General features: G+C 43.9%; 13 protein-coding genes. 9 read left to right on the plus strand and 4 right to left on the minus strand.

Annotated elements, in window-relative coordinates:
* Window positions 1–38 precede the first annotated feature (38 nt).
* Window positions 39–929 carry a serine kinase gene (locus GVN20_RS28610; RefSeq protein ID WP_166561623.1) on the plus strand — a complete coding sequence of 297 codons (891 nt, stop codon included), beginning with the start codon at window positions 39–41 and terminating at the stop codon, window positions 927–929.
* Here the strand turns inward: GVN20_RS28610 and GVN20_RS28615 are convergent.
* Both GVN20_RS28615 and GVN20_RS28620 read right to left on the minus strand, forming a co-directional pair.
* A complete protein-coding gene (locus tag GVN20_RS28615) occupies window positions 926–1,912 on the minus strand; it encodes a GSCFA domain-containing protein (RefSeq protein ID WP_166561624.1) in 987 nt (328 codons plus the stop codon). The genes GVN20_RS28610 and GVN20_RS28615 overlap by 4 nt on opposite strands.
* 35 nt (window positions 1,913–1,947) lie before the next feature.
* Window positions 1,948–2,895, minus strand: coding sequence for a hypothetical protein (locus GVN20_RS28620; protein ID WP_166561625.1), 948 nt, complete (start codon window positions 2,893–2,895; stop codon window positions 1,948–1,950).
* 102 nt (window positions 2,896–2,997) lie between these two features.
* On the opposite strand from GVN20_RS28620, the gene GVN20_RS28625 reads away from it, so the two are divergent.
* On the plus strand, window positions 2,998–4,422 hold the full coding sequence (locus tag GVN20_RS28625) for a DUF5723 family protein (RefSeq protein ID WP_166561626.1): 1,425 nt from the start codon (window positions 2,998–3,000) through the stop codon (window positions 4,420–4,422).
* A 26-nt stretch (window positions 4,423–4,448) separates the two neighbouring features.
* Here GVN20_RS28625 and GVN20_RS28630 read toward each other — a convergent pair whose 3' ends face one another.
* Window positions 4,449–4,787, minus strand: coding sequence for a translation initiation factor (locus GVN20_RS28630; RefSeq protein WP_114460543.1), 339 nt, complete (start codon window positions 4,785–4,787; stop codon window positions 4,449–4,451).
* 176 nt (window positions 4,788–4,963) lie between these two features.
* Between GVN20_RS28630 and GVN20_RS28635 the strand changes: the two genes are divergently transcribed.
* The 7 genes from GVN20_RS28635 (at window position 4,964) to GVN20_RS28665 (ending at window position 11,140) form a co-directional block, all read left to right on the plus strand.
* A complete protein-coding gene (locus tag GVN20_RS28635) occupies window positions 4,964–5,317 on the plus strand; it encodes a hypothetical protein (protein WP_166561627.1) in 354 nt (117 codons plus the stop codon).
* A gap of 104 nt (window positions 5,318–5,421) precedes the next feature.
* Complete coding sequence (locus tag GVN20_RS28640) at window positions 5,422–6,102, plus strand: GIN domain-containing protein (protein WP_166561628.1); 681 nt, start codon at window positions 5,422–5,424, stop codon at window positions 6,100–6,102.
* A gap of 45 nt (window positions 6,103–6,147) precedes the next feature.
* On the plus strand, window positions 6,148–7,287 hold the full coding sequence (locus GVN20_RS28645; protein ID WP_166561629.1) for an AraC family transcriptional regulator: 1,140 nt from the start codon (window positions 6,148–6,150) through the stop codon (window positions 7,285–7,287).
* Between the two features lie 63 nt (window positions 7,288–7,350).
* Complete coding sequence (locus tag GVN20_RS28650) at window positions 7,351–8,079, plus strand: fatty acid desaturase (protein WP_166561630.1); 729 nt, start codon at window positions 7,351–7,353, stop codon at window positions 8,077–8,079.
* Window positions 8,080–8,145: 66 nt separating this feature from the next.
* Window positions 8,146–9,282 carry a glycosyltransferase 87 family protein gene (locus GVN20_RS28655; protein WP_166561631.1) on the plus strand — a complete coding sequence of 379 codons (1,137 nt, stop codon included), beginning with the start codon at window positions 8,146–8,148 and terminating at the stop codon, window positions 9,280–9,282.
* A 35-nt stretch (window positions 9,283–9,317) separates the two neighbouring features.
* Window positions 9,318–9,980, plus strand: coding sequence for a thiamine diphosphokinase (locus GVN20_RS28660; RefSeq protein ID WP_166561632.1), 663 nt, complete (start codon window positions 9,318–9,320; stop codon window positions 9,978–9,980).
* A 53-nt stretch (window positions 9,981–10,033) separates the two neighbouring features.
* Window positions 10,034–11,140 carry a mandelate racemase/muconate lactonizing enzyme family protein gene (locus tag GVN20_RS28665; protein ID WP_166561633.1) on the plus strand — a complete coding sequence of 369 codons (1,107 nt, stop codon included), beginning with the start codon at window positions 10,034–10,036 and terminating at the stop codon, window positions 11,138–11,140.
* Between the two features lie 7 nt (window positions 11,141–11,147).
* On the opposite strand, the gene GVN20_RS28670 is transcribed toward GVN20_RS28665, so the two are convergent.
* On the minus strand, window positions 11,148–11,720 hold the full coding sequence (locus tag GVN20_RS28670; protein WP_166561634.1) for a DUF6962 family protein: 573 nt from the start codon (window positions 11,718–11,720) through the stop codon (window positions 11,148–11,150).
* Window positions 11,721–11,760: the final 40 nt, after the last annotated feature.

Here is an 11,760-nt window from a genome sequence, read left to right on the forward strand (position 1 = left end):
GTTTCCTTTTTGTATTTAATTCTTTAATTGATTCCTTGATGCTTTTTCGCGCGTATACATTAACTATTGATTCTGATATTGATCTTCAATTGCCCAAGGGTGAAGGTAAAGCCGATATTATCATAGAAAAGGCTCGATTTTCTGCGGAAAAGCAATTTCAAACGCAAATTTATCGAAAAGGGGTACGGGCAATATTTGGTGGTGGAGGCAACGCTACGATGCTAGACTGGGAAGGAATTGCGCGCTTCAAAGCCCTATTAGGAAATCGGTTAGAGTACGAAAAAATGACCAATGATGATGGCGTTTTTCGGCTTTTTGCGTTGAGCGAAGCCTTGGGAATGGTGTTGTTTCAACGTAATCTTTTTTTGCTTCATGGAAGCGCCGTCAAAATAGGAGAGCAGGCAACGATTTTTATCGGGCGGCCAGGAGCGGGCAAATCAACGACGGTGTCGGCGTTTGCGCAGCGGGATTATACAATATTGAGTGATGATTTGACCGCCGTTTGGTTCGATGAAAAAGGAAAACCCTACGTACTACCCGCGTTTCCTGAGCTTAAGATTTGGGAAAATACGGTGAATAACTTAGGGTTTGATAAAACTCAATTGCAACCCGCTTTTGAGGGGCATAACAAATTTTTGTATCAACAACCGATTGCTAATTTCCCCCGCGAACCCGTGCCGCTTCACAAAATCATTATTTTGCAACGGCCTTATTCCAAACAAGTAGGAGTTGTAAAATTAACACAGACGCCCGTGGAGTTATTTCCGCATTTTCCGCTTCCGTCGCGGTTGTTAGAGGGGGGGGGCTTACAGCGCCATTTTGAAGATTGTATTCGACTCAGAAGAGCCGTTTCTATCGTGAAAGTACCGCGCCCGAAAAACTTTACGTTGCTGAAACGGTGGATTGAGCAGTGGCCACTGTCGTTCTAATTTTCAAACGCTTGGAGTTGTTTTTCAACAAAGGCGATTTCAGCACCTACCTCCACGTTTATTCTCATCTTTTGAAGTTTTTTTAGCAAGTTTTTGAGAAATAGTTTGTGGGCCGCAGAGTTGGGTTGTAGCGGGCGGTGCGCCATTTCTTGCTTTAGTTTCTGCCATTCTCTGGCAAATTGTTTCAGGGAATCATCAAAATAGGTTTCTGAAAACCGTTGAAAAATGTATTGCTCCGCAGTTTCGTTGGGGTGAATAAGGTCGGGTTTATAAAAGCGATAATCGCGCAGGTCATCCAGCAAAAGTTCGTAAGCGGGAAAGTAATGGACATTCTCCACAGTCTCGCTTAGTTCATGACAAGCAACCCTCAAAATGGATTTACTAACGGCATTGAGCGGGAGGGTGTCGCGGGTGTGCCGTACGGGGCTTACGGTCAAGATAACCGCTATGGAAGGATTTTCTGAACGGAGTAATGAGCAAATACCCCTGAAATCTTCTACAATGGCTTCTATAGATAAAAGCTCGCGCCTAAACTGTTTGTTGGGCACTTTGTGGCAATTGGCAACGATACATTGGGTAGCTATCTGCCGATAAACATACGCTGTTCCGAAGGTAATAATCAACCACTTAGTATTCAAGAGCCACTCCCGTACCCGATGCAACTGATGAGTCAACTGCGTAGTAAGGGCTTCTTTAGTGAGAGCCCAGCACGAAGAGTGAAAGTCATAATGAAACCAAATGCCCTGATTTTCAACGTATAAATTTTCGTCGGGAGGTTGCCGGTTGATAGACTGCCGAAGAAGTTTTATGATGGAAAGCGGGTTAAAAATAGTCCCGAAGGGGTTAGCTAGGGTAGGGACTTTGTTATCGACCAATTTTTGTCCAATCACTTCCGCAAAACACGACCCTACCGTCAAAATGGGCGTTTGAAGGATGATTTTTTCGTTACTTTGAGCAAGGGAAATTTCGGTTCGAAAATGCACAGAAAGAGTTGTATAAAGAACGTATGGCGCGGTGATTAGGCAGTTAGTGTCGCTTTTATTTCCTCCACAAATGTGATGGTTACGCCTGCTATGTCGGCAATTTGAAGTATATCCAAAGAGGTTTTTTTTAACAAATTGGTCACAAAAGCGCGCTCTTTTTCAAGGCGGGCTATTTCCATACCCTCTTTCAAGCCTTCTTTTATTCCTTCTTTTCTGCCTTCATACAGTCCCTGCCGTTTGGCTCTGTCCAATACAAATTCTTCTAAGCCCATAGTTGTTTGACGATTAGCAAGTTGATTTAATGTATTTTCAAATTTAAGAATATAGCGTTCATTATCAAAACGAATATAGAGTTTTAAAAAACGCATTAACGATCTAATTTTTTCTTTCGAAATAGCTTTACTCAACAGGTGTTTTGCCAGATCGGTCTTTAAGTCAAACAGCTTCTCTTCGTCGAATGTTCCTTTCAACAATGCAGTCTGTACGGTCAAAATGGCAATAGCAAAGGGGTTGTTGCTTTGCTGCAATAACTCAGTATCAGCATCTAATACTTTGTAAGAGTTAAATTCATAGTTGATTTTTGTTCCTAAAAATTCTTGCACAAATGCTGTTGGCCGAAATGACTTATTTTTGTCAGTCAAAATGGCAAAAGCGGTAATGGGTTTGTTGTATTTATCTTTGATACGATGATAATATGTAAACATACGCTCGGCGAAATCACGATCCCGAGAGCCTTGCACTTCTATGTGCACTAAAATCCATCCTTCGAGCCCTTCTTTAGTGATAACTTTAACCAATTTGTCTACGTATTTGGGTGAAAAATCATTTTCATCGGCGGGAAAAAGCTGTTCAAGCTCTTTATCCAAAAACTCAAACGGACGACTCATATCAAACAAATCATCAGCATTTGGGAAATGAAAACGAAGAAAATCGTCAAAAATATCTTCCAATAAACCTTTCCATAGTGCATCGTCTCTCTTCATTAAATGTCGTTATTTACTTTTTGGAATCATTTTTTATTGTTTTTTGCTCATTTTTGGCATACTTTTCGTTATATCCACAACACTACATTGAGACGGCGGTATATGAAATTAAGGACATTGACTACACTTTTATTTATTGAAGTATTTTCTCAACGGGTTTTTGCTCAGGAGTTTATCGGGCAGCATAGCAGCAACTACGCAGGTATCAACCGGGCAACCTTCAATCCTTCTTCAATCGCGGGGACGCGCTATCGGTACCACATCAATCTGGTGTCTTTTAATGCGACTATCACCAATCGATATTTTAAATATTTTAGGACAGATGCACTTTTTCATCCTTTCAGGAATGCCTACGCCGAAAAAGATATGTATGGAAAAACAAAACTGACTGGTACGCAAACACAAGGCGAAAATATCAATGTAACTGCCGAGCTCAGAACGCCGTCGGGCTACGTGGGTTTGGGGAAAAACAATTGGCTTGTCGTGGGTTTTCAGTCACGTATGAGAGGATTTGTGCAAGGGTCAGGGGTTCCGCCTGTGATTTTTGATAGCTATAAAAACCGCCTTGACGATGGCCTTACCAAGGCTTCTACGGGGAGTTTTAAAGATTTTACGTTTAATCAACACTCTTTTTTTGAAACGGGACTGACCTTTGCAGCCATGCCCATACGCATAGAGGGGCTGATTCGGGTCAAAGTGGGAGCGACCATCAAACGCCTTTCGGGCGCGAGAAACGTGTACCTTAACCTCAAAAGCGCCAATTATCAAGTTCGTCCGCTCAACCAGGAAGAGTATGTCCTTGATTTATCGAATGTAAATTACGAATACGGCTACACTCAACCCGTAAAAGCCTTTGGGCTAGGTAGTTTGTTTTCGGCTGATTATGGCTCGGGTACGGCGCTTGATTTGGGTGCTACGGTAGAATTAGGGCGTATCAGAAACCATTCTCAAGACCGGGCCAATTATATTTTGCGCGTCGGGGCGGCGATTACGGATGCGGGCAAAATCACGTACCCAAGTACGGGAAAACAATACAGCGGTACGCTCAATAAGCTGACTATCAATCAGGAACAAATTATTGATTTGGGGAATAACTCGGTCAAAAACCTAGAAACAATCTTGGGGAAGTCTGATTCACGCGACTATGGCTATGAAACACAGCTTCCGCGTACCATCAACATAGATGCTGACGTACAGTTTGCGAAGTCGTTTTTTGTGAATGCCACTTGGATAAAACCGACCAATACGGGCGTGTTGCCAACGTATATTTTTCAACCTGAGCTATTCTCATTGACCCCGCGTTTTGAAGGTGAAGATGTGGAGTTTACTCTGCCAGTTACATGGATAAACGGCAATCAAAATCCAACAATTGGGTTTTCGGTGCGTTTCGGGCCTGCCTATATTGGTTTCAGTAATTTTGGAGCGCTCGTCAGCCGAAGCGTACAGCCTCGCGGCACACTTGCCTATTTTGGGGTTCAATTATGGAAGTTGAACGAAAAAGCCCTCACGAAAAGAAGGAAAAGATAGGAGAGTATCGTACGTTATACCAATCTTTAACCTCCTGCTTTTTTTGCTTTGTAGCCTTTGGCTAACAGCCACGTCAGAATCTTATCTCTGAAATCTCCCTGAATTAAAATTTCGCGGTCTTTGGCTGTGCCGCCCGTGCCGCAGAGGGTTTTGAGCTGTTTGGCCAAATCCTCCATGTCGCCCGTTTTTCCCGTCCATCCTTTTATGGCCGTCACTACTTTTCCGCCGCCCTTGCGCTCAAGCCATACTTTAAGTTCTTGCTGGTTGGGCGTGGGTGTCTCGGCGTCTTCGTCCGAATCGTCGTCGTTATATTGAAAGCTGGGGTCGGTGGAATAAACGATGCCGCTACGTTGCTTTTTTGACATACATCTGTTGTTTGATGCCCCGAAAATGCAGCTTTTTAGACGTTTTCGCAAACATTACGTTTCAAATCATCATTTGAGACGTGTCAAATCATGTTTTGAAGCATGGAAGGGTTGGCCTTGCTCCACTTTTGCATCATCAATCGCAACGGAGCAATTGACTAACCATCTTACAAACCATGAAAAAGTTACTGTCAGCATTCATCATCACCTTGGGATTCATCACTACGTCGTGCCGGACGCTCACTTCTACCACCACTATTAAAGCGCAGGACAGTTTTGTATTGGGGAATAACGAACACGGAAAGTTTTCGGTCAAACTAAAAAATGTATCGGCCAACGAGGTACAACTATGGAAAGCGCCGATTGGCGGTGGGCGACATTCGCCCGTAACCGTAAAACCCAACGAAACCATTAAGACAAAACTGAGCAAAAACACCGCGTTGCGCATCGAAAACAAATCCAACGAACAAGTTGCGGTGGAGCTTTTGGTGAAAGGTGATACGGGACTGTCAATGGGTTACAAAAAGTAATCTGACTTCTAAAAACATAACCAGTGTTATGGTAGATTTTTGCACGGTTACAGCCATAAACATCCTTTAATTAACTTATTATCAATTGTGTAAAGATAAAAATCATGAAAAAGACAGTGTTTATAAGTATGTTTTTTAGTCTGATGGTCTTATTTGCTCAGGCCCAGCGCGGGCCGTTAAGAGGCACCGGGAAAGTTGTTCAGAAGAGTTATAACATTCGGGATTTTGACAAGATTAATCTGGAAGATTTGGATGGAAAGATTGAAGTAGAAATTGGGAAAACGTTCTCGATAAAAATCGAAATTGACGAAAACTTAGAGTCGTTGCTGCATGTCGGTAAAGACGAAAAAGAGGGCGTGTTGACGATTGGTTTGCAAGGAAATGCCAGCAATAAACTCTACGTGGAAGGTACACGCATAAAAGTGAAGGTGACCATGCCCGAGGCCTCCGTGATTCAGCACCGAGGTAACAGCAATTTGCACGTGACGGGTATCATAGGGCGGTATTTCAGGTTAGAAAATAGTGGCAATGGTAACGCTATCCTCCAAGGAAACATTGACGAACTCGACATTAAAAAGGACGGGAATGGCGATGTTAACGCCCTAAATCTAATTGCCAAAACTGCCAAGGTTAAATCCTACGGCAACGGAAAAGTGGACGTACATGCGCAAATATCGCTCACGGCGCATGGCTCTGGCAACGGAAATGTAGGTCAGTTTGGGCCTGGCAAAGTAGAACACATTTCTGGAATAATGGGTAATGGTTCTGTTAGGATAAAACATTAAACAAACAGTACGCCAAGCAGGTTGTAGAAAAAGCACATTTTCTCTATGTCAATCTATCAAACGCCTTTACAATTCGGCTACTTTTTAGGGTTACTATTTGCGGTTTTATTGTGGTTTCGTGGTTGGCAGGAAGAGCGGCTTTCCGACAAATTTTTGGGATGGGTCATGTTCTTTCTCGCCATGGAGATTCAGGATTACACGTTTGGTTTTTCGGGAATCAATATCCTTTGGGAAAAATTTGACGGCTTTCCGCGTTATTTTCACCTTGCCTTTGCGCCCACGATTTATTTTTATCTAAAAGCCCAAATCAACCGTGATTTTCGGTTCAAAGCCGCCCATTTGTGGCATTACTCGTTTTATGTCGTTTACTTTATGGTTAATTTCGTAGTCTTTGTGCAGGGAAAAAAGTCGATCGACGCCTTTCGAAGTTCGGAATTGGCGTATTGGTTGGGTTGGCTGGAGAGCATTGCCATTTGGGGTTCGTACATTTATTATTTTTATCAATCGCTGCGGCTCTACAAAGAATACCGCCGCTGGGTCGAAACCCAGTTTTCCGATACAGAAACCATCAGTTTTGTGTGGATTCGCAATTTTATTTACCTCATCATTGCGGGAGAAGTGTTTAAGCTGAGCTGGTCCATTGCCGATTGGGCCTTGGGCGATTTGCCCTTTGAGCAGGATTGGTGGTGGCATTTGTTCACGGTGGTAATCATCGCCTATGTGGGCATAAAAGGATACGCCCAGCATCAGCCTATCAAACTCATCTTTAAAGATGATAAAGTGGAGGCCATTGGATTATCGTTGGTGGGGGAGACCGCCAACCCGCCCGCTAATCCACCATCTGGGTCGACCAATGATTATTCGGAGTGGAAACCGAAAATTGAGCAGTTGTTTAAAGAACAAAAGCTGTACCTCGAACCTGAACTTTCGTTGAGCGATTTGGCCACCAAACTCAAAACCAATACTTCGATGCTTTCGGCGGCCATTAATCAAAACTTTGGCAAAAACTTCAACGATTTTGTGAATGAATACCGCGTTGAAGAAGTCAAACGCCAACTCAAAAATCCCGCCAACGCGCACTTATCGCTGTTGGGGGTAGCGATGGAATGCGGCTTCAATTCCAAATCGACTTTCAACCGGGCGTTTAAGAAATTTACGGGGCAATCACCGAAAGAGTTTGTGTAGTTGTGGGGGTGTGAGAACAAAAGACCTCGCGTTTTCGTTAAAAATGCATAACCACTTTTTGTGATGTCTTCAATTCCCGTTATCAAACCTACCAAAATCGGCCAAAAAGGACTTTGGATAGCCTTCACAGTCCTGTTGTTATGGTTTGGAAGTTTGTTTTTTTTGCTCCATTACCCCCTTGATTTTCGCGACCCGTTGGTGTATGTCTTTGTGTTGCTACAAATGCACCTTTATACGGGGGTGTTTATCACCGCTCATGATTCCATTCATGGTGTGGTGGCTCCTCATAATAAGCGATTGAACTATGTGATAGGCTTTCTAAGTGCCTCATTGTTTGCGTTTAACAATTACAAACAACTCTCGTCCAAGCATCATTTGCATCATCGCCACGCTGCGACCCCCGACGACCCCGATTATCATGACGGGCATCCCAATTTCTTTTTGTGGTTTTTTGCTTTTGCCAAAGAGTACGTTTCAGTGTTGCAAGTGCTGTTGATGGCGGTGACATACAACATTTTGAAACTGTGGTATCCGTGGGAAAATCTGGTGGTTTTTTGGATGATTCCTGCCGTGTTGAGCACCTTTCAACTGTTTTATTTCGGCACCTATTTGCCCCATCGCGGCGAGCATCACAATCCACCGCTCAATGCGCGCAGTCAATCGCTTAATCACGTGAAGGCGTTTTTGAGCTGTTATTTTTTTGGCTACCATTTGGAGCATCATGCCTATCCGTATTTGCCTTGGTGGCAACTGCCTAAGGCGCGCGAGCGCATGGCAGATGCGGATAAGTAATACTATATTTGTCACCCTGAAAAGTGCTGGAATAGGCAAATAATAGACATCTTCAGGGGAATAAGTATGCTGAATCGCATTGTCTTGGTTTTTCAATTCCTACTCATTTGTGCGGTAGTTTATCTCAAACTTCGCGCAGACTCTGCCTATTTTCTAACCCCCGATTCTCATTTTTATCTTCAGGCGGCTCAAAACTTGCTCAGTGGCAAGGGCTATGCTATTACTTTTGAAGGAAAAGAAACTTTCTGCGCCATCTGGCCGATTGGCTATTCTGCGCTGATTGCCGGGATGGCTTGGCTGACAACATTTTCTGTAGAAACCGCTTCTAAAATTGTGAATCTTCTGGCATTAGCGGGGTGCTTTTGGTTGATTCAGCGTCGTTTTCGGGAAAACGCGTGGTTTGTGTCGTTAGGGTTCTCGGCGTCGTCGTTGATTCAATTGTACACAAATACGTGGTCAGAAACGCTGTTTATTTTATTCGTTTTGGGTTTTTGCGTGTTTTTTTCTCCAACAGAGCGCGCAAATCAATGGCAAAAAGAAGGTAGCGTGATTTTTGCTGTGGCCGCCTTTTTTACGCGTTATGCTGGTATTTTTTTGCTGATTCCATTGATGCTCCGCCGTCAATACAAGGCGGTTTTCTATTTTGTGGTATGGATAGTTGGGTATTTATTCTTCAATTTTTACCACACAGATACTTACACGGGTGGACATGGATTTTGGCCCACGGAGCCTTTCGATCAACGGCTTGGGCGGGGAATGCGCGGCTGGGGGGAGGAAGTATTGTTTTTTGCAATACGTGATTGGGACCTAAAAAATCTTGGCTTGAGCGATTTGGTCAAGTGGTTTATTTATGGCATTGCCTTGTTGCAATGGGTGCTTATTGGGCTGATTGTGCGGCACGTAATATTGACGAAAAAGATAAAAATCAATGCGGACAGCATGACTAAGTTCATGCTAAAAGAGCCCTTTTTTATAGTGGCCTTCGCTTATTTGCTTTTTACGATAACCGTTTACCTCACAGACTCATCCATCGAAAGTCTATATTTCAGGCGCTTGGCTCCTTCTTCATTGCTGTTTACGTTGGGTATTTTGGCGTGGGTATCTCAACAAAAACAACTTTTTGAGCGTACCAAGTGGCTTTTTGTCGCTTTCTTTGCGTTATCAATCATTCATTCATTCCCAAAAATAGGAGTGGGTATTTAGTATTATGATATTTTCTCACTCCTAACCACTGAAAAATGTCCTCACACCACGTTGTTCGCGAAAAGCAGGAACCAGCCCTTTTGATTGCCAACGGCGAGGGCTGTAGTTTTGAATTGATGGGACAATTGCTCGAATGGTCGCCGTTTGTGGTCGTGCTCGACCACGCCATTCATCGGGTATTGGATTTGGGAATAAAGGTAGATGTCTTGTTGGGTGATTTTGACCACAATGTTGACATTGATGAAATTGCCTCCCGACATTATCCGCTCGAAATTGTCTATGCACCCGACCAAGACAAAACGGACTTGGAAAAAGGCATTGAATTTTTGATAGAACGGGGATTCCCCGCCGTAAACATTGTGTGGGCAACGGGCCGCCGCGCTGACCATAGCCTGACAAATATGACCAACATTGTCCGCTACAAAGACCAAATCAAAATCGTGATGCTGGACGATTACTCCAAGATTTTTCCGTTGGTTGGAACCTTTGAAAAATGGTACGTAAAAGGCACGCCCATTTCGCTCGTGCCCGTCGGATTGGTGGAAGGAATCCAAACGGAAGGCTTAAAATACAACCTTCAAGGAGATTATTTGCGGCTCGGCTATCGGAGTGGCAACAGCAACGAATCAGCGGAAGATGGGTTTGTGAAAATCTCGGCGAGTGCAGGAGATTTGTTGATTATGGAATGTTGGGATTGATAGAGTACCGTTACTTTTACCTTGTCAAACACTGAAGAAAACGAATAAAAAACATGTCTATAATCACTCGTATTGAAGTCTATAAATTTAATATTGCGCTCCAAGCGCCCGTCACGATTGCAATCGGGACGATTGAAGAAGCCCGCAACATTCTAGTCAAAATTTATACCTCAGATGGCCTTTATGGTACAGGGGAAGGTGCCCCATTTTGGATGATAGTGGGAGAAACCCAAGCCACTGCGTATGCGGCAGCTTATGATTTGGCCAAATTGCTGATTGGTAAAAATCCGTTGGATATAGAAGGCTGCTTGGCGGCGATGGACCGGTATCTGAGCGGAAACCCGACCGTAAAAAGTGCCTTTGACATGGCGTTGTATGACTTGGCCGCCAAGTACGCCAATATGCCTCTGTATCAGTTTTTGGGCGGCACCAATCGTCCGATTGTTACTGATGAAACCATTTACATTGCTCAGCCAGAGGTAATGGCGGCTGATGCCGTTAAAATAAAAGAACGTGGTGCGGAAGCCATTAAAGTAAAATTAGGAACAAACGCCAAAGATGATATTCGGCGTATTGCCGTCATTCGTGAAGCTATCGGCGACTCCATTCCCCTCCGTACCGATGCCAATCAGGGGTGGGATTATATCAGCGCGCTTACGGTTTTGAACACGATTGCCGACTGGAATGTGGAGTATTGCGAACAGCCCGTAAAACATTGGGACTATGCTCATTTGGCGCGACTGCGACAAAACGCTCGCGTGCCCATTTGTGCCGATGAGTCGTTGTTTTCTCCTCAAGATGCCATCAAATTGGTAACCCAACAGGCCGTGGATTTTTTCAACATAAAACTTTCAAAAAGTGGCGGCTTGCGCAATGCAGTGAAAATCAACGCCATTGCCGAAGCGGCGGGCATCAAGTGTATGATTGGGTGTATGTCGGAGTCACGTTTGGGGATTTCGGCCAATGCCCATTTTGCGTCTGCTTTGCAAAACGTCGTATTTTATGATTTAGATTCTCCTTTTGAACACGCCCAAAATCCAATATTGGGCGGGATTCATTACCAAAATCATTATCAAGTAATTATTCCAGATTTGCCAGGGCACGGTGCCGAGGTAGAAGAAGATTTTTTGCGGCGCATGGAGTCGTTTGTCGTGGAATAATTTAACCTTACACGGCTTTGCCAAAACAAAAAACCATAGCGGCCAATGCGTAGTGATATACATCGATTGGACTGAAAGGTAGGTGTTGGGTGGCTACTTTGGTAGCGATGCCCAGAATCATCACTCCAATCACAATCCAGATGGCTTTTTGGTATTTTTGCATAAGTCCGAAAACGGCAATCAACATCACGACAAGCATCGTAAAAGCCTGAACAACGGAGCTGAAAACCTGAAAGGCGGGATAGAGCAGAAAGATAAATAAAATAAGTCCGAACGAGAGGGTTGCAATGACGGTAGGGCGGGAGATGGTCTGGCGCATCACTAACCCCCAAATTGCGACTACCACACTCGCTAGTCCGGCGCTACCAGCCAGTGTTGAGAGGGAGCGATGGGTATCGGTTAATTGTTGAAACCCCAAATAACGGAATACACCAGCACCCGCCGCCAATGATACAGTTACCAAAAATACGCCCCAGAGGAGTCGATTATGGAAGGGAACATAAGCAAAGAATTTAAAAAAAACGACAATACATACAGTGGCTACGACAGCGTCTGAAAAGGCGTTGGAGAGTTGAATCATTCTTACACAAGAAGTTAAAGGTTAAGAGGCTAACGTTTTA

This window comes from Runella sp. CRIBMP, from assembly GCF_009905605.1.
Taxonomy (GTDB): domain Bacteria; phylum Bacteroidota; class Bacteroidia; order Cytophagales; family Spirosomataceae; genus Runella.

Excerpts from the sequence above, each read along its gene's own strand:
- GVN20_RS28650 (WP_166561630.1), top strand. The coding sequence starts at position 7,351 with ATGTCTTCAATTCCCGTTATCAAACCTACCAAAATCGGCCAAAAAGGA.
- GVN20_RS28655 (WP_166561631.1), top strand. The coding sequence starts at position 8,146 with ATGCTGAATCGCATTGTCTTGGTTTTTCAATTCCTACTCATTTGTGCG.
- GVN20_RS28645 (WP_166561629.1), top strand. The coding sequence starts at position 6,148 with ATGTCAATCTATCAAACGCCTTTACAATTCGGCTACTTTTTAGGGTTA.
- GVN20_RS28620 (WP_166561625.1), bottom strand. The coding sequence starts at position 2,895 with ATGAAGAGAGACGATGCACTATGGAAAGGTTTATTGGAAGATATTTTT.
- GVN20_RS28635 (WP_166561627.1), top strand. The coding sequence starts at position 4,964 with ATGAAAAAGTTACTGTCAGCATTCATCATCACCTTGGGATTCATCACT.
- GVN20_RS28665 (WP_166561633.1), top strand. The coding sequence starts at position 10,034 with ATGTCTATAATCACTCGTATTGAAGTCTATAAATTTAATATTGCGCTC.
- GVN20_RS28630 (WP_114460543.1), bottom strand. The coding sequence starts at position 4,787 with ATGTCAAAAAAGCAACGTAGCGGCATCGTTTATTCCACCGACCCCAGC.
- GVN20_RS28670 (WP_166561634.1), bottom strand. The coding sequence starts at position 11,720 with ATGATTCAACTCTCCAACGCCTTTTCAGACGCTGTCGTAGCCACTGTA.
- GVN20_RS28610 (WP_166561623.1), top strand. The coding sequence starts at position 39 with ATGCTTTTTCGCGCGTATACATTAACTATTGATTCTGATATTGATCTT.
- GVN20_RS28640 (WP_166561628.1), top strand. The coding sequence starts at position 5,422 with ATGAAAAAGACAGTGTTTATAAGTATGTTTTTTAGTCTGATGGTCTTA.
- GVN20_RS28660 (WP_166561632.1), top strand. The coding sequence starts at position 9,318 with ATGTCCTCACACCACGTTGTTCGCGAAAAGCAGGAACCAGCCCTTTTG.
- GVN20_RS28625 (WP_166561626.1), top strand. The coding sequence starts at position 2,998 with ATGAAATTAAGGACATTGACTACACTTTTATTTATTGAAGTATTTTCT.